This is a genomic window from Daejeonella sp. (genome assembly GCF_036405355.1).
Classification (GTDB): Bacteria; Bacteroidota; Bacteroidia; order Sphingobacteriales; family Sphingobacteriaceae; genus Daejeonella.
This window is the reverse complement of the sequence record NZ_DASWXT010000077.1, coordinates 1-18,023: the sequence shown is the minus strand read 5'-3', so window position 1 is coordinate 18,023 and position 18,023 is coordinate 1. Positions and strand designations below refer to the sequence as shown.

Below are 18,023 nucleotides of genomic sequence, written 5' to 3'. Positions count from 1 at the left end.
GTATTTAATATCTGATCCTGATTTTGTGCCACCAAAATAATCAGGGTTTTATTAGCCGGTTCCTCCAATGTTTTTAAAAGCCGGTTCCCTTCATTTTTGAGATATTCAGGAAGCCAGATGATCATCGTCTTATACTCCGATTCAAATGCTTTTAATGAAAGCCGGTGCAAAATATTCAGACATTCGGCCTTGTTAATATTGGGCTGTTTATTTTGTGCATCTAACCGAAGCCGCCATTCATCGATATTAAAATACGGATTACTCAAGACCAGATCACGCCACTCGCCAAGGTCGGCCATTGAATCTTCCTTCTCACCCCCTCTGAAAAATGGATAGGAAAAATGCAGATCAGGATGTATCAGCTTGTTATATTTTCTGCAGGAAGCACAATTTCCGCAACTGTCTGACTCAGTTCTTTCAGTACATGAAATGAATTGTGCATAGGCAAGGGCAAGGGCGAAACTTCCGGAGCCTTCAGGTCCAAGAAACAATTGCGCATGACTTACCCTATTCTCAAAAACTGATTGAATCAGTTGTTCCTTTATCGCATTCTGACCAATAACTTCCTGAAACAGCATGGTGCAAAATAAGAAAAATTACGTTTTAGACGCAGGTAATTCAGGAAGGATGGTGGTGAAATGGTCAGAATACCGGGGAGACTGGAAATTATATATCATTAACATGCTTCAAAATACATAATTTTGCCCCCAACTAATTATAATATCTCGTTGAAATCTATTAAAAATCAGGGATTAAGGCTTTCAAAAGAAGCCATGCAGGACTTTGGATACAAGGTTGTTGATGCCGTTATCGAGCATTTTGAAACACAGGATAAAAAGCTGCCTGTATCAAATGCTACCAGAGTAGAGATGGACAAACTTTTCTCTGAAGATGCACCTGAAAATCCAATGCCGGCAACAGAGGTTTTGAACTTTGTTCTTAAAAATGTAATGACACAAAGTAATATAATGACCCATCCCAAAACCTATGCTTTTGTTCCCGGTCCGAGTAATTACATCAGTGTGATGTCTGATACCCTGGCAACAGGTTTTAATATTTTCGCTGGAGGATGGGTAGGTTCTGCAGGAGCTGCCGGACTTGAGATCAGCACACTGAACTGGATGCTGAAACTCTTTAATTTCCCGGTAAAAAAGGGTGGAGGTATCTTTACCAGTGGGGGTTCGATGGCAAATTTAACGGCCCTGGCAACTGCAAGAAGAGTAAAATGTGGTGAGGATTTTTCGAAAGCAATTATCTATTTATCCGATCAGGCACATTCCTCAAATATTAAAGCGATCAATATACTGGGTTTTAAAAAGGAACAGATCCGTATAATTCCAACAGATATGGAATTTAAGTTTTCGATTAATAAATTGAAAAATGCGATAGCCCGGGATAAAATAGAAGGATTAAAACCATTCTGCCTGATCGCCTCTTCGGGCACAACCAATACCGGAACAGTAGATCCGCTGGAAGAACTCGCAGCTATCTGCAAAAAGGAAAACATCTGGCTTCATGTAGATGGTGCCTTCGGTGCAGCTGTTATTTTATCAAAAAATGGCAAGAAGCTTCTTAAGGGTATTGATAAAGCTGATTCATTGACAATAGATCCTCATAAATGGCTTTTCCAGCCTTATGAAATCGGTTGTCTGCTGGTTCGCGATCATAAAAGCTTAAGTGGCACTTTTACCGAGAAACCGGTATACCTGAGGGATATTGAAGGGAATGAATCGGAGATCAACTTTTATGATCATGGTATTGAACTAACCCGGCACTTCAGGGCATTGAAGTTTTACATGTCGATCAAAACCTTCGGACTCAAAGCTTTCAGGGAAGCCATTGACTATAATATCAATCTTGCAGAACAGGTAGAGGCTGAACTCAGAAAGAGTGATAAATGGGAGATCGTTTCTCCTGCAACGCTGGCCATCATCAATTTCAGATATAATCCGGTAAAGGAGAACCTGTCTGAAAAGAAAATAGATCAGGTCAATCAGAAAATAGCCGCAAAAATGATGGCTTCCGGAGAAGCACTATTGGTAACTACCATCCTCCTTGGGCAGGTTGTTTTGAGAATGTGTTTGATAAACCCCAGAACCACACTTGAGGATGTTAAAAGTACGATAGTACTTTGTGAGAAATTTGCTTTGGAATAAGCAGCAATCTACTCCTGAGACAATTTAAATCTCCTATATTTATTTGATACAATTTAAACGACCTATGCGCATACTTGCTTTTGATTACGGTACTAAACGCATTGGTATTGCTGTAACCGATCCGCTGCAGATTATAGCTACCGGACTTGATACAATACATCCCAAAGACATTATTGATTATCTGAAAAAATACCTCTCAACAGAGCAGGTAGAACTTTTTGTGGTAGGTGAGCCCAGGCAAATGGATGGAAGCCCTTCGCAATCAACGCCTCATATCAAAGGCTTCATTACTATACTTAAAAAGCATTTTCCGGAAATTCCAGTCGAGCGGATCGATGAACGCTTTACCTCAAAAATGGCATCGGCCGTGGTGGCTCAAAGTGGGTTTAAAAAAACAGACCGGCAGAATAAGGAGCGTCTGGATACGATTTCAGCAACAATTATCCTCCAGACTTATCTCGAAAAGAAAAGCCTGGGCTAAGTTGCCTGCTCCTAAGGCTAAAACCAATTTCTTATCTTTACAGCATGGATTTACTCAGCGATGAACTTAAAAGCTACCTGGAAAGCTCCTGCGATCCTGAAAGTGATCTGCTCAAACAGATAGACCGTGAGACTCATCTAAAAGTTCCCTTACCGCGGATGCTTTCAGGACATTACCAGGGACGGGTACTCAGTATGCTCAGTAAAATGATTTGTCCGCGTAGAATTCTGGAGGTCGGAACCTTTACCGGATATGCTACCTTATGTCTTGCGGAAGGCTTGAGTGAGGATGGTATTCTGCATACTATAGACATCAATGCCGAGCTTGAAGACATGGTGCGGGCCAGCTTCGCTAAATCAGATCTGGGACTTAAGATTAAGTATCATATTGGTAATGCACTTGAAATCATCCCAAATCTGAATGAGACTTTTGATCTTATATTCATTGATGCCGACAAAAAAAATAATGAAAGCTATTATAATTTAACCATCGATAAACTGAGAAGCGGCGGACTGATCATTGTGGATAATGTGCTCTGGAGTGGGAAGGTGATAGCTGAAAAGAAAACAGATTCGGCCACTACATTAATCAGTAATTTTAACGAGATGGTGAGTGCTGATCAGAGAGTTGAGAAGCTGATCCTTCCGGTACGCGACGGCATTTTTATTATCAGAAAAAAATAATTTCAGATGCGAAACATTAATATAAAATCTGTTCTGTTCCTTTTACCCTGCATAACATTACTGATGGGTTCATGCGGAATTTTAAAAAAGCAGCGGTCAGGCCCGCAGGTTCAGACCCCGGCACCAGTTCCCAAGACCAGACAGGCAGAATCAGCAAAAGACAGAGAAAACCAGATACCTGAAATTAAAAATTATACTGCGATATCCTATATCGAGCGATTTAAAAAAATCGCGATTCGCGAAATGAATAATTCAGGAATTCCTGCTAGTATCACACTTGCTCAGGGAATTTTGGAATCGGGCAATGGAAACAGTGAACTTGCACTTAAAGGAAATAATCATTTTGGTATTAAATGTACCCCGGAATGGAAAGGAAAAACTATGCTAAAAGATGACGATCAGAAAGATGATTGTTTCAGGGTATATACTTCACCTGAAGAGTCATTTAAAGATCATACTGAGTTTCTGAAAAGAAAGCGGTATGCCCCTCTTTTCGAACTTGATAAAAATGATTATCGCGGATGGGCAGCAGGTTTGAAGGCAGCAGGTTATGCAACAAATCCCCGTTACCCCGAGCTGTTAATCAGTCTGATTGAGCGTTATAATCTCAATCGTTTTGACCGAATGGAAACCGAGACAGAGAAAATCATTAGGGAGGATAAAGTACTTACAGAAATTGCCAAAAATATTCCGCTGGAAAAAAAGGAAGAAGTTTCCCTTCCAAGGGTAGCAATGAAAATTCATGAAGTAAAATCGGGAGATACTCTGGCTTCAATATCAAAGTTATTCGGACTAAGTGTGGATGAGGTCAAACTGCTCAATGGCCTTGAAGATAGCAATTTGAAACCCGGACAACTCCTTGTCGTGTCTAAATAAGTTAAAATTGTTAAAATGCATTATTCTTTTCTTCGAAACGCTTAGTTTTATCAACTTGAAAAAAATCATCTATATCTCTCTGTTGCTCTTCATTGCTGGTAGCGGTCTGCATGCACAGGATAAAACGGTTCAGGGAATCGTTTTTGATATGAACAGCAAACAGCGTCTTACGCGGGTATATATTTACAATACACGGACGGGAGATGGATTCTACAATACAACTAAAGGAGAATTCAAAACCAATGCCCGGGAAGGAGATGTGCTCGTTGCTGCCCTGCAAGGTTATGGAGTGGATACTATTAGTATTCGTTCAGAAAGCACCGTACTTTTTTATCTCAAAAGAAACAGTATACAATTACAGGAAGTTGTGGTAAGAGATTCTGTACAAACGCCCGCCGACCAGCTCAAAGCAAAGCAGGAAGAGTTTAATACTGCTTATAGTAAAGGTACTGTGAAGGATGTTCTGACAACCGGCGGAAGTAATGGAGGCGGTGGAGCCGGATTGAGTATCAATGCATTATATACCCTTCTAAGCAGGGAGGGAAGAAATGCAAGACTGCTTCAAAAGATTATAGAAAGAGATTACAGGGATGCGATGATCGACTATCGTTTCACCAATACTCTGATTAACCGGGTAACCGGACTGAATGGTGATAAGCTCAGAGATTATAAGCAACAATATAAACCCGGATATTACTTTATCCTGGAAGCCAACGATTATGATTTGATTGAATACATCAGAAAATCCTATCAAAGCTATCTTGAAAATCCGGCTGCATACAGACTTGAGCCTCTAAAAGGAAACTAGATTGAAGTATTTTAAAATCATACAGCTATCCTATCTCCCAGTCGGGGGTATGGCACTATTTCCATTTTTACTTTTAAGGGATAAGAAATACAGCCTGAATAAACAGCTCATGAATCATGAATTCATTCATTTCAGACAACAAATAGAGCTACTGTTCATCCCATTCTATATTCTTTACCTTCTAAATTACCTGATAAACCTCTTCCACTTTAAAAACCACAAAGAGGCATACAGAAATATCATATTTGAAAAAGAGGCCTATGAAAACGATGCCAATCTATCCTATTTGTCCGGGCGCAGCTTTGCATCCTGGGTTGCATATCTTTGAAGGATATAGCGAAAATCAAAAAACATATCAAAAAGAGGGCATTTTTGTTTTTATTTGCTGAATGCTTTTCAGATTTATAACAATTGCTTTTTTAATATTTGGATCTGCCTCCTTAGCTTATTCACAGAATACTAATAATGAGACTGATACGCTTATTTTAAAGGGTTTAAAGCAATATCCCCGAAGAAATACGCTCCCGGTACGCAGGCCTGTACTCTTTCCTGAAACAGTAGTTTTAAGCGCTGCAGCTGATTTGGATTTAAAAGTAAATTACTGGCGTAACCTCACCTCTTTTGGATTAAATATCAATCAGGCAGCTTTCAGTGAGAATTGGGGTGCAGGGGGAGTGAACTCTCTGGCATTGGGCGGACAGTTTTCATATAAAACCGATTATACCAAAGAAGATAAAAACTTTGCTTCAGAACTTATCCTGCAATACGGTAAATTAAACAATAAGGGTCAGCTGGCAAGGAAAACCGTTGACAGGATTTTCTGGGATAATAAGGTTGCGTTAAAATTGTCAAAAAGCTGGTATTTTTTCGGCTCCATTAACTTTGAATCGCAGTTTGATATGGGTTATGCCTTTTCCAAGGATGCTCAGGGGAATGAAAAGCGAACTCTATTATCGAAATTTATGGCGCCAGGATACCTGACCGAATCTTTTGGATTTGAGTATAAGCCGGTCAAGCACTTTTACCTTCGTATCGGTACCGGAACAGCCCGTCAGACTTTTGTACTTGACAGGGATCTTTATCTGACTAATCCAAAGAATTTTGGGGTTGTGCCCGGTAAAACTTTCAGAAATGAGCTGGCATTTCAATTAGTTGGCTCCTATGATAAGGATGTTGCAAAAAATCTGAATCTGAAAGGTCGCTACAGTATGTTTGCCAACTACGAAAAACTTTCAAGTATAGATAACAGGCTCGATCTTACATTAACTGCGAATGTAAATCGCCTGATAAATGTATCCCTGGCTGGAATCATTCTTTATGATGATGATACGGCAAACAAAATTCAGGCGAGCCAGGCTATGGCATTCGGGCTCGTTTATAAATTTGCGAATTAAGAATCAGAAACCTGCCTTTGAAAAATAACAGGTAATAATAATCTATGTTACTTCTTTATAAGCTGCAGATAATCAACATAATAAAGGATTTTCAATGAAATATTGTTATTCTGTGGGATAGCAGTAACCCTGTCAAAGTTCCGGAAATAGCCCGGCCTGTTCTCAGCTTCCATATCTTCCGAAAGGTTTTTATAAGATACACTTAACTCACTTCCCGGCGCAAAACGCCATGAATAAACCAGATCAATATTGAACACATTATAATTTGTGTGGGTACCCTTGAACTCGGCACCATCATGATCTTGCAGTTCCCCGTCATCCCTCAGAAAATAAAAAGCTTTATTGTTTCGGTTCGACCAGTAATGTCTTCCCCTAACCATTATCCCCATATTGCTATTAAAGGTATAAGTAGCATCAAACATACTCTCAATCGTATTCCTGTCGAATCTGGAAAAAATAATTTCCTTTGCTTTACTGATTCCTAACCATGCAGAATAATCATACTGAGGTTGTGTACTGAAATCAACTCCCAGCGAAAGCCTGTTCTTTACCCTGAAATTCTGGTAAAACCCTGTCACATATCCTACACCATGAAACTGTTCCCTGAGTCTGGCAGAAAAAAATACGCCCGCATTATATTTCCTGATTGGGTTTGACCTCAATCTGAAATTAGCATAGGTGCTGGCCGGAGTGTTGAATTCCTTTCCGGCTACCCTCGGTTCATAAAAATCCTTACCCATAAATTGTCTGTAAAAGTCCAGATTGAGGGTCCAGAAATTTTTAAACTCGAAATATCCGCCTGTGGATGCCCTGGACGACTGAAAAGCACGAGGCAGATACCGATGGGTCCGAAAGATCCCCATATAAGTATTGAAACGATTAAATATCTTCCAGGGAGTATAAATATTATAGCCTATATCAAAGGAATGACTTATGAAGTTATTATTGTTAAAATATCCAAGATCGGTAGGATCAAACTTATTGTCAGACAGATCAAAACCATATCCCCAGGTAAAATTTCCACTTTTCTTTCCTGCCCCAAGCTCGTAATTAAAGCCTGAATTGTTTGAACCACCTGGAATTTCTGCACCTACATAACTAAACTTGCCAGCCCCTGATACATAATACTTATTATTACGATCATTCAGATTTGCCAAAAATGAGCTCACATTCGCATCGTATGCCGAACCCTGGCGTATAACATTGGTATTCAGGAAAGTGACAGAACTATTGTTTTTTAATGACTGATCCAGTACCATAATATTATAATTACTTAAAGGATGAGCTTCAATCAGACGTTCCTCTCCCAAATTGTTTTCAACCCGTGCAAATCCACGTTTAGTGACAGCATTAAAGAAACCTATACCTAAACCATTTGCTGAACGGCCTGAAATTTTTGTTGCATTGAGTAATTTACTTTCAGCAGGATTCTCCCGGATAGTTTCACCGGGCAGGAGCTTTGAATTTACATTTGCTATATAAGCAGGATTTGAACCGATCCTTCTTGAATAAAAAAGATTTCCCTTGTTGAACAATTCAGTTCCTTCGGTAAAGAACTGCCTGTTTTCATTAAATCTTACTTCAAAGGGACTTAAATTCAGAACCTGATTATCTGAACGAATCTGGCCAAAGTCAGGAACAAGGGTCATATCCAAAGTGAAACTCTGACTTATGCCATATTTTATATCCATTCCACCATTAAAACTACCCGTTGTATTATTCTGCCCGGCCAGATTATAGGGATAGTTATTTACTGTCGAGGAGATGTAGGGCGAGAATGACAATCTTATGGGTGATTTAATCCCCTTTATTCCACTTAATTCACCTTCCTGATTAATAAATCCGCTGATCTTTGGATCAATATAACTCCAGCTGGTCTGCTGATTATTCATGTGCCGCCGGCGGGTCATATTTAATCCCCACTCCTGAATTTCACTGGAACCAAACCTGAGCGCAGAATAAGGGATCTTCAATTCGGCTGTCCAGCCCAGACTGTCGATTTTCACCTGACTATCCCATACAGCATCCCAGTTATTGTCCTCATTTCCCGAATTGGAATATTTGGCATCAAACTGAGTACCGGTTGAACTCACATAAAAACCAAAGGCATTAATTCTGTCGAGATAGGTATCAAATACAATTCCTAAAAAATCAGAATTAGCCAGATTATCCCGGGGCATTACCTCCCTGAAAACACTGTCGGGCTCATCATACATTCTGGCCCCAATGTAAATGGCTGTATTATCATAGACTATTTTTACTTCGGTTCTTCTGTCTTCTGTCTCTACACGTCCGGGAAGAGGCTTAAACTCAATGAAATTACTGGCGGGCTTAGTCTCCTTCCAAACCCTGTCATCTAATTCACCATCTATTTTTGGGGAATGATCCGTCCGTACCGCATTGAATTTTCTGAGCTCCTGAGCTTCACAAATACCTCCAAACATCCAGAAAAAGCCAGCAATAATAATTCTAAACCTCATTCGTCAATTTCAAGGATGCAAAGAAATTAAAATGTTGGATACTTTAAGACTAAGCAATGGGAATGTTACTCTTATTATGAAAATTTCTTGGTTTTGATCTCTTTCTCATCGGAATAAACAATTATTTTAGTCCTGTAAGCTAGAAATCATACCTTTGCACCTGCTAAAAGCTGATAAATAAGATGTTTGAAAATTTACAGGATAAACTCGACAGAGCATTTAAGGTTCTTAAGGGTCAGGGAAGTATAACAGAAATAAACGTGGCTGAAACCATGAAAGAGATACGTAAAGCTCTTCTGGATGCCGATGTTAACTATAAAACTGCAAAAGCTTTTACTGATGATGTAAAAGAAAAAGCACTCGGACTGAATGTACTGACCTCAATTTCTCCGGGACAGCTATTAACCAAGCTTATGAATGATGAGCTGGCTGCCCTGATGGGTGGCACGGCTGAGGAATTGAATATTTCTGCAAATCCTACGATCATTCTTATCGCCGGATTGAACGGTGCCGGTAAAACTACTTTCTCAGGTAAGCTTGCCAATTATCTGGTTACAAAAAAGAATAAAAAACCATTACTGGTAGCCGGTGACGTTTACCGTCCGGCGGCGATCGATCAGCTGGAAGTACTTGGCGGACAGATCGGGGTTCCGGTATTTACAGATCGTGAATCAAAAGATCCGGTTGGCATTGCCAAAGCTGCGATTGCGGAGGCAAAAAAGAACGGTCAAAATGTGGTGATCATCGATACTGCCGGTCGCCTGGCAATCGATGAGGGTTTAATGAAAGAGATTGCCGAAGTAAAGGCACAAACCAATCCGCATGAAATTCTGTTTGTGGTCGATTCCATGACCGGGCAGGATGCTGTAAATACCGCAAAAGCCTTTAACGACCGTCTTGACTTTACAGGGGTAGTGCTGACTAAACTGGACGGTGATACCCGTGGTGGTGCTGCACTTTCTATCAAATCAGTCGTAAACAAACCCATCAAATTCATTGGTACAGGTGAGAAGATGGAAGCCCTGGATGTGTTCTATCCAGACAGGATGGCCAGCCGTATTCTCGGGATGGGTGATGTGGTTTCCCTTGTTGAACGGGCACAAATGCAGTTTGATGAGAAAGAAGCTGCCGAACTACAGAAAAAGATCCGCAAAAATAAATTCGATTTCAATGACTTCCTGAGCCAGATTCAGCAGATCAAGAAGATGGGTAATATGAAGGATCTGATGGGTATGATTCCGGGTGTTGGAAAAGCGATAAAGGATGTGGAAATTGATGATAATGCCTTTACACCAATTGAAGCCATCATCCGTTCAATGACTCCTTTTGAACGTGAAAATCCGGATTCTATCAATCAAAATCGCAGAACCAGGATTGCCAAAGGTTCAGGCACCAATATTACAGAAGTGAATAAGCTGATCAAGCAGTTTGAAGATATGCGTAAGGTTATGAAGCAATTTTCTAACCCTGCGGCGGCGGCTAAGATGATGAAAGGCATGCCTAAAATGCCGTTTGGAAAGTAATTAAAGGTTGGTGATAACACCAACCTTAGGGAAAGGGGTTTAGGATTAACCACCCATTTTAACAAAGCTTAACATTTTTGAATTAATATTATTTGTAAGTTAGGTAACCTAACCTATGAATTTATGAATCTGAAAAAACTAGTGTTCCTGGCATTTTTCGGCTATGCGATTTTGCCAGGTTCCTCAGTATTAGCTCAGCACAATGAATTAAGCTTTCAACTCACTCCTCATTGGCTTTCATCGCTTAAGTTAGATGAACCCAGTCAAATAGCCCAGGGAAAAGATCAGTTTGCTGGTCTTGGAGGACTAAGTTACGCTCACTTTACAAACTCAGGGCTTGGCTTAAGGGCAGGGTTTAACCTCGGTTATTTCAGACCAAAATTAATTGTTAATCGTAATCCGGGTAATGGTTTAAGCGACCAATTACTTGGTTCTGTTGTGATGTATAACAGTTTAAGTATCGAACCGGTTTACAGATTCAAGTGGGTCAGATCAGAATTTGAATTCTTTGGAGGTGCTGATCTGCGTTATTTTCATAGCAACGGATATACCAGCTATGGCTATCATTATCAGTCGACCATCCCATCAGAATTTTCAACTTTTGAAATCAGTGTTCCGCCATACCAAAATAAATTCCAGTCAAATATCTACGGCGGAATAAGCTATATAAAGTCGATAAACTCAAAAAATCGCATTGGTATCAGCGTGATTAGCAATCTAGGTCTATCTAAACCCGGGGGTGGCCAGTTTACTGCTACGGCAAATAATGGGAATACGTTCCAGACCAATTTCAAACCTGTAACAGACTTTACCGGCATCCGTATCCAATATGGTTACAATGTCAGGAAGAATGAAAAAACCATTGAACCATCAGACGGGCTGATTCGTCAGGCAATTTTTTTAGAAGCTCTCGGCAGTGGAGGCCTATTTTCCTTAAACTACGATAGGAGATTAAAATCCGGTAATGACGGATTTGGAGTACGGGTAGGACTCGGACTTGGCACAGGTTATGAAATCAATGAGGATGAATTTAAAAGACGTGTTAGTGTACCCATAATGGTCAACTACATCTTTGGCAGTGGCCGTAACGGGCTGGAAACCGGCATTGGAATTACTCCGGAATATGCTGTCAGTAAACCCCGGGATGATCAGAGAATGAATGCCTGGGGAAACCTTAATGTTCTTTACCGCTTTCAACCTGTTAAAAAAGGTTTTATAATGCGTATGGGCTGGACTCCCGTAATTGGTAGAGAAGGCAGTCTTAACCCATACTTTGCAGGTGTTTCTTTTGGATATAGTTTTACTAAATAGCAACAGGTAGCACACAATACAGCCGGAAGAATGCAAATGTTTTAACAATGCTTGTTGTTAACACCAAGTAGAGGGAAATGGTAAAAGAACATATTAATTTAATGAATAGATTGGGTTAAACAATTAAATTATGCATTTTAAAATGAGATATTGGCGATTCGTCATAGTAACTTTGTTTATTTGCTCATGTTCACCACACGTGAATATAAAATCGAATGATTCTGAATCAATAATAGGAAAGAAACTTAGTTTGCAACGTGAATTGTTAAGGGATTATGCATTGTGCGCCTGCTTACGATTCGGATATAAGGATACAGAGGTATACAACGATATTAGCACACCAATCCTCTTAAACCAGATGTTATATTCGAGTTTCGTTACAGATTTAATCAAAGAGAAATCCAAGACATATGCGGGCAATATAAAAGGGTCAGGGGTAGCTGATTACAATAATAAGCGCCCAATCATAGTTGATTGTCTAAAGTATTATAAAAGCTCATCACTGGATTCGCTGATACGATCCTTTGACTCGGAACTTTGAAAGGAATTATAAAACAAGGTTAGTATTTCCCTATGCTTGGTTTTATCACCAAACCAACTATAATACCGTTCCCTCATTCCTTCCCACCTTTTACTAAATACATGAGTCCAGGCTATCAAATGGTTCCATAACTTATGTAACCATGCCAGCAAAAACCTTTGGAAGTGCCGTTTTTGGAATTGAAGCGATCACAATAACTATTGAGGTTAATATCAGCGGCGGACTCAATTATTTCGTTGTCGGTCTTCCCGATAATGCGGTAAAGGAGAGTATGCTGCGGATAGAAAGCGCCCTGAATAATTCGGTCTTTCATATGCCCAGGCAAAGGATTATTGTAAATCTGGCACCCGCTGATATCCGGAAAGAGGGTTCAGCTTATGATCTGCCTATTGCCATTGGTATTCTGGATGCTTCCGGACAGATTTTTAGCACAAAACTTGATAAATATCTTATTCTTGGTGAGCTATCCCTTGATGGAGGCATCCAGGCAATCAAGGGAGCTCTTCCGATTGCTATTCAGGGTAAACGGGATGGATTTAAAGGGCTGTTGCTGCCAAAAGAAAATGCCCGGGAAGCTGCCATTGTAGATGATTTTGAGGTTTATGGAGTAAGCCAGCTCTCGGAAGTGATTGGATTTTTTGATAACAGCCTAGAACTGCAAAGAACCATAGTCAATACGCGGGAAGAGTTTAAATATAATATCAATAATTATGACAGCGATTTCTCGGATGTCAGGGGGCAGGAAAACATAAAACGGGCGCTGGAAATTGCCGCATCAGGGGGGCATAATGTGATCCTGATCGGTCCGCCGGGAGCCGGCAAGACCATGCTTGCCAAACGCCTGCCCACCATTCTTCCTCCTCTCGATCTGTATGAGGCGCTTGATACTACCAAGATCCATTCAGTAGCCGGAAAGCTCTCCGCATCCGATTCCCTGATGACTGTCAGGCCCTTCCGTTCTCCCCATCACACGATCAGTGATGTAGCCCTGGTTGGAGGAGGTACCAACCCTCAACCCGGAGAGATTTCACTCGCCCATAACGGCGTACTTTTTCTGGATGAATTGCCCGAATTCAAACGCACCGTTTTGGAAGTGATGCGGCAACCCCTCGAAGAACGGAGGGTAACCATCTCAAGAGCTAAGCTAAGTGTTAATTACCCGGCAAGTTTTATGCTTGTGGCTTCGATGAATCCCTGCCCCTGCGGTTTCTACAATCACCCTGAAAAGGAATGCATCTGCGCCCCGGGAGTGGTTCAGAAATATTTAAGCAAGATCTCTGGTCCGCTGCTTGACCGCATCGACCTCCATGTGGAAGTCACCCCGGTAAATTTCAATGAACTCTCCTCTGAGCGGCTCAGCGAAAAAAGCGAATCTATCCGCGAACGGGTTACCGAAGCCAGAAACATACAGCTCAAACGGTTTGAAGAAAAAGCAGATGTGTTTTGCAATGCCCAAATGAGCCCGAATATGGTCAGAAATATTTGCAGGATCAATGAAAACGGACAGGTATTATTGAAACAGGCGATGGAAAAACTTGGTCTTTCTGCCAGAGCTTACGACCGCATTCTGAAGGTCTCTAGAACTATTGCAGACCTGGCCGGAAGTGAAGAGATTCAACTGGAGCATCTGGCTGAAGCGATACATTATAGAAGTTTGGACCGGGAGGGATGGGCGGGGTGATGGGGGTAAAAGCTTAAAGCCGGCAACAACCTGAAATTGATCTTAATCAATCTTTAATGTGATCTTTTAATTCTTCACGAAGCTTATAGAACCTTTGTAATTTGTTCTCCAAATCGTGTTGTTTTCCTTCATCTATAGAAAATCTTTTCTTGGGTTCGTCTGCAAATGAGGAATCAATTATTCTTATGATTACCTCGTCATTCACCTCCAAATTGGAATTAAGCCAACGTAAGTGTTCAGCCTTCTCGATATTTAGCCCTGAAACATCGAGATTGATAAGGGTGGTTCTCCCTTCGCTTGCGGCTAAATTAACAATAACACCATATGAGCTTTGTTTTGACGAAATCCCAGCGCTGCATACTTTCTGACCGTTTAAGAGTACTTCAACTATTTCCATACTTTAAGATTACTTAATAGACATTTATAGTATTGCCATCCTCCTAACTGTATGTAATTTGTGCAGTAAGGAAACAAGCTATTTAAGATCGATTTATTGGATATATTTTTTAGTAAAGATAGCTAATTGAATGGTCAGATATCCTACAAACCTAATCCCATCAAAGCAAAATAATCCAAACGCTTGTTAAAAAGCGAATAGTGGTTTTGTTATTGTCTATCATCATTTTTATACTTTGTAAAGCGCATGAAATAGCTTTATCACAATCTAGTTTTCTTAATATCTCAAGTAGATATTTTATATATTTAAATAACAAAATCCTTTATTACGGTTATAATTTTAACATAGGGGACTAAATGCTGAAGGTTTATACCAGCAATTCTTACATGATTAAATAAGTGACTTAAAAATTCACCTTGAGACTTAAAATTTATTTTACTGCTGCGCTGCTGTTCTATATGAACATCTTTTCAGGCATGGCCCAGAATATTCCCCCAAGTGTGTTTATTAAAGCCGAAGTATGGCCAGATCAGGGAGACCATTCAGATAGTATCCCGGTATCAAACAATCTTTACTCCTTTGCCTCATGGGCAGAGAAAATATATCTTCAGTTAGACAGCAAAGTTTATACTACCGACAAAACCATCTGGTTCAAGGCGATTGTTACGAATGCGATGGATCATACCCCCACTAAAGTAAGTGCTGTGTTGCATGTGGATCTTATTGACCCAAATGAACAGGTAGTCGAAAAAAAACTGATTAGAATTGAAGATGGCCTCGGAAACGGGTTTTTCCAGTTGAGTCGAAATTACACAGAAGGGCATTATTTGATCAGGGCGTACACCGAATGGAATAGAAATTTCGATTCGGATTTTTTCTTTAAAGAATATATACAGGTTTATGCTACTGCTTCAAATGTGGAAATTAACCCCATCCAGAATCTCACCCTGGTCGAGGGACAAAATAATGAACACAGGATAAGGGCAACGTTTGACCCTCTGACTATTGACAGCCTTCATTCAAAAGATCTTACTCTTTACATATTAGTTGATGATAAGAAGGATACCGTTTCAATTAAAAAGAGTGGAAAAACCAGCTACCTGCTTGACTACCCAGTTCCCGGAAATTCTCATTTCCTTACACTACAAGTTCATACTAAGAACAATTTAACTTATTCAAGGACCATTATTCTGGATAAAGATTATCTGGATTTACAGTTTTTTCCTGAAAGCGGAGAACTGGTGCATGGTGTACCGAATTTGTTAGGATTCAAAGCCCTGGATAGTGTCGGTAAGGGCAAACCGGTAGAAGGAGAAATACTGAATGGTAAAAGGCAAGTGATTGCTTCTTTTAAAAGTAACTCACTTGGTATGGGATCAGTAATGTTGTTTAATGTAGATAGCACGGAAAAATATGTAGCACGAATTCTGTCACCTGTGCAGGAAGGGGCTCAAAAAACGTATCCCCTGCCGACAATCACTTCCAGGGGAAACGTGTTGTCGGTCAAAAAAATTGGAGATAAGATACACCTGAAAGCCAGTTCAAATTATCTGGTTCGCGATAGTATAGTCGTGCGGGCCTCCTGCAGGGGGAAAGCCTATTTTGACATTAAAGGTCCCTTACAGGAAGGGAATCTGGAGTTTTCATTAAAGGCTAATATGCTTCCCGAAGGCATAATTGCTTTCACTATGATGACCTCCGCAATGAACCCGGTGGCTGAAAGGCTTTATTTTAACGAACGGCCAGAGGGCAGGATACAGATTTCACTTGTTGCCGATAAACAATCTTATGTCCAGCGAGAACTAACCAAATTATCTGTTGAGACAAAAGATAAAGACGGAGCTCCTATAGATGCCAGTTTATCAGTGATGGTAATCAATAAAATAGAACTGGGGCACATGCAGGACACCCGTGAGAATATATTGTCTTATTTCTTGTTGAGTTCCGACTTAAGAGGCCAAATTGAAGATCCGGGATTTTATTTTACAAATGAAGGGAGCAGGTATCGCGACCTGGATGTTCTCCTACTGACCCAGGGATGGCGTAAGTACAAGTACACCAAGCCTGAGGGCAGGATACTATTTCAAGCCGAGAATAATCTAACTGTATCAGGTTATGTTGGAGGAACATTTTCTCAAAATAAAGAAAAAGCCGGAATAGATTTAACAATGATGACCTTCGGAGAGGAACATAGCTTTCAAACCCAAACCACCGACAGTTTGGGCAGATTCAGTTTTATTATAAATGAAGAATATGGAAAAAACCTGGAGGTTTTAATCCAAAGTACAAATAAATCAGGCAAGCAGAGAGCTTATACCATTAACCTCGATTCAAAGGAATCTCCGGGTATTTCTTTTGATCATATCAGGGCTGTTGAAAAGCCGGACAGTATTGTCCAGGCCTATGTCAGTAAAAGTATCGCGAATAAAAAAACAGAGGATGCTTTCATCAGGTCTACCGAAGGAATAATCCTCGAAGAAGTAGTTGTCAAAGCGCGCCTGATGACTCCTGAAAGGAAACTGGTGGAGGAAAAATACGGCACGCCTAAAGTTGTGATCGAAGGAGATGACATCAGGAAAAGGGAGCAAAAGTGGTCCTATGGCTTATATAGTGTACTGATGTTCAATTTTCCCGATAAAGTGAAGGTTCAAAGTTATGGCAATATGTTGTATGCGAGCCTTTATAATAGTGAACTAACACTAGTAGTAATTGACGGGATCCCCGTCATGGGTTATAATTACAACTTGATCCCAGACATTCCCCCAAGCGAAGTGAAGAGCTTTGAGTTGATCCCGTATGCAAAAAATTTTAGAGGTCTTTTTTGTGAAGCGATTCCAGAAGCATGTGGTATGGATTCGCCAACTGTAGGGAATGTTATTGCTATTTACACTTATGGTGGGAAAGGAATTTTTGGAGTGAAACCGCCGGTAGGCATAGGGAAATCATCTGTTCCCGTATTTTCAACTCCCCGGGAATTTTATGCTCCCAAATATGAACAGCTCAAAACGGCAGACTGGCTTAAGCCTGATTTGAGAACACTGGTGCACTGGGAACCGAAGTTAAAAGCGGATAGCATGGGAAAAGCGTCTGCTTCTTTTTATAATGCAGATAATACCGGCACGATGCAGGTGCTGGTAGAAGCTATTTCTTCAAATGGGGAAATTGGTTATAAGGAATTAAGTTTAAATATAAGAAAAAGGGAGTAGTTATAACGGGAATTAGTAGGGTCTTGTTGGTGTTGTACAACATGCAGTAAAATTTAATGCAATTTGAAAACCGGTGAATTACTGACTCGAATCAACTGGGGTAAAAAAACACGATTCCTGGCAAACTTCATGTTTCAACTATCTGAGGAGGAGGTTGAGAATATGGTATCGCAAATTGCGATACCTTCCCAACAATTATCAGGCAGAACCTCCTGATGTCTTTACCGCACATGCGATTCTTATGTTTTCTATGTTGTTAAAAAATCAAAGCGCTATTGCATTTATCAATTATTATTAATTACTTTGAAAATCAAAGTACTTTTAAATGGAAGAAAAAGATATACATTCTGAGCTGTCTTCTATCAGATCCCTGATGGAACGTTCATCCAAATTCCTTTCCCTCAGCGGATTATCGGGAGTTATGGCAGGTATATATGCCCTGATTGGTGCATTCATCGGATACCGAATCGTAAACGAAAAGTATGG

The 18,023-nt window shown here is 40.3% G+C and carries 15 protein-coding genes; 12 read left to right on the top strand and 3 right to left on the bottom strand.

Features of this window, described 5'->3' with window-relative positions:
* Window positions 1-578 (bottom strand): ATP-binding protein (locus VGE44_RS09880; protein ID WP_414649317.1); only part of this gene is annotated, 578 nt, incomplete at its 3' end.
* 150 nt (window positions 579-728) lie between these two features.
* On the opposite strand from VGE44_RS09880, the gene VGE44_RS09875 reads away from it, so the two are divergent.
* The 7 genes from VGE44_RS09875 to VGE44_RS09845 all read left to right on the top strand — a co-directional run bounded on the left by VGE44_RS09875 (window position 729) and on the right by VGE44_RS09845 (window position 6,398).
* Window positions 729-2,156, top strand: a complete 1,428-nt coding sequence (locus VGE44_RS09875; RefSeq protein ID WP_331078486.1) for a pyridoxal phosphate-dependent decarboxylase family protein — start codon at window positions 729-731, stop codon at window positions 2,154-2,156.
* A gap of 64 nt (window positions 2,157-2,220) precedes the next feature.
* Complete coding sequence (ruvX, locus tag VGE44_RS09870) at window positions 2,221-2,637, top strand: Holliday junction resolvase RuvX (RefSeq protein WP_331078484.1); 417 nt, start codon at window positions 2,221-2,223, stop codon at window positions 2,635-2,637.
* A 44-nt stretch (window positions 2,638-2,681) separates the two neighbouring features.
* A complete protein-coding gene (locus tag VGE44_RS09865; RefSeq protein WP_331078482.1) occupies window positions 2,682-3,320 on the top strand; it encodes an O-methyltransferase in 639 nt (212 codons plus the stop codon).
* A gap of 6 nt (window positions 3,321-3,326) precedes the next feature.
* A complete protein-coding gene (locus tag VGE44_RS09860) occupies window positions 3,327-4,196 on the top strand; it encodes a glucosaminidase domain-containing protein (RefSeq protein WP_331078480.1) in 870 nt (289 codons plus the stop codon).
* Between the two features lie 55 nt (window positions 4,197-4,251).
* Window positions 4,252-5,004 (top strand): hypothetical protein, encoded by a 753-nt coding sequence (locus tag VGE44_RS09855; protein ID WP_331078478.1) that lies wholly within the window; start codon window positions 4,252-4,254, stop codon window positions 5,002-5,004.
* A 1-nt stretch (window position 5,005) separates the two neighbouring features.
* Window positions 5,006-5,332 (top strand): hypothetical protein, encoded by a 327-nt coding sequence (locus VGE44_RS09850; protein WP_331078476.1) that lies wholly within the window; start codon window positions 5,006-5,008, stop codon window positions 5,330-5,332.
* A 61-nt stretch (window positions 5,333-5,393) separates the two neighbouring features.
* On the top strand, window positions 5,394-6,398 hold the full coding sequence (locus tag VGE44_RS09845; protein ID WP_331078474.1) for a DUF3078 domain-containing protein: 1,005 nt from the start codon (window positions 5,394-5,396) through the stop codon (window positions 6,396-6,398).
* 47 nt (window positions 6,399-6,445) lie between these two features.
* On the opposite strand, the gene VGE44_RS09840 is transcribed toward VGE44_RS09845, so the two are convergent.
* Window positions 6,446-8,878: a DUF5916 domain-containing protein gene (locus tag VGE44_RS09840; RefSeq protein WP_331078472.1), complete on the bottom strand. Its 2,433-nt coding sequence runs from the start codon at window positions 8,876-8,878 to the stop codon at window positions 6,446-6,448.
* 182 nt (window positions 8,879-9,060) lie between these two features.
* Here VGE44_RS09840 and ffh point away from each other — a divergent pair, with 182 nt between their 5' ends.
* From ffh to VGE44_RS09825, 3 genes are all read left to right on the top strand, one after another.
* Window positions 9,061-10,401 (top strand): signal recognition particle protein, encoded by a 1,341-nt coding sequence (gene ffh, locus VGE44_RS09835; RefSeq protein ID WP_324485082.1) that lies wholly within the window; start codon window positions 9,061-9,063, stop codon window positions 10,399-10,401.
* Between the two features lie 123 nt (window positions 10,402-10,524).
* Window positions 10,525-11,712, top strand: a complete 1,188-nt coding sequence (locus tag VGE44_RS09830) for a hypothetical protein (RefSeq protein WP_331078469.1) — start codon at window positions 10,525-10,527, stop codon at window positions 11,710-11,712.
* A gap of 683 nt (window positions 11,713-12,395) precedes the next feature.
* On the top strand, window positions 12,396-13,934 hold the full coding sequence (locus tag VGE44_RS09825) for a YifB family Mg chelatase-like AAA ATPase (protein ID WP_331078466.1): 1,539 nt from the start codon (window positions 12,396-12,398) through the stop codon (window positions 13,932-13,934).
* Between the two features lie 46 nt (window positions 13,935-13,980).
* On the opposite strand, the gene VGE44_RS09820 is transcribed toward VGE44_RS09825, so the two are convergent.
* On the bottom strand, window positions 13,981-14,331 hold the full coding sequence (locus VGE44_RS09820; protein ID WP_331078464.1) for a hypothetical protein: 351 nt from the start codon (window positions 14,329-14,331) through the stop codon (window positions 13,981-13,983).
* A 416-nt stretch (window positions 14,332-14,747) separates the two neighbouring features.
* Between VGE44_RS09820 and VGE44_RS09815 the strand changes: the two genes are divergently transcribed.
* Entirely contained in the window at window positions 14,748-17,537 is a 2,790-nt protein-coding gene (locus VGE44_RS09815; RefSeq protein WP_331078462.1) for a hypothetical protein, read from the top strand.
* Window positions 17,538-17,600: 63 nt separating this feature from the next.
* Window positions 17,601-17,753: an ORF6N domain-containing protein gene (locus tag VGE44_RS18435; protein ID WP_414649316.1), complete on the top strand. Its 153-nt coding sequence runs from the start codon at window positions 17,601-17,603 to the stop codon at window positions 17,751-17,753.
* The last annotated feature ends 270 nt before the right edge of the window (window positions 17,754-18,023 follow it).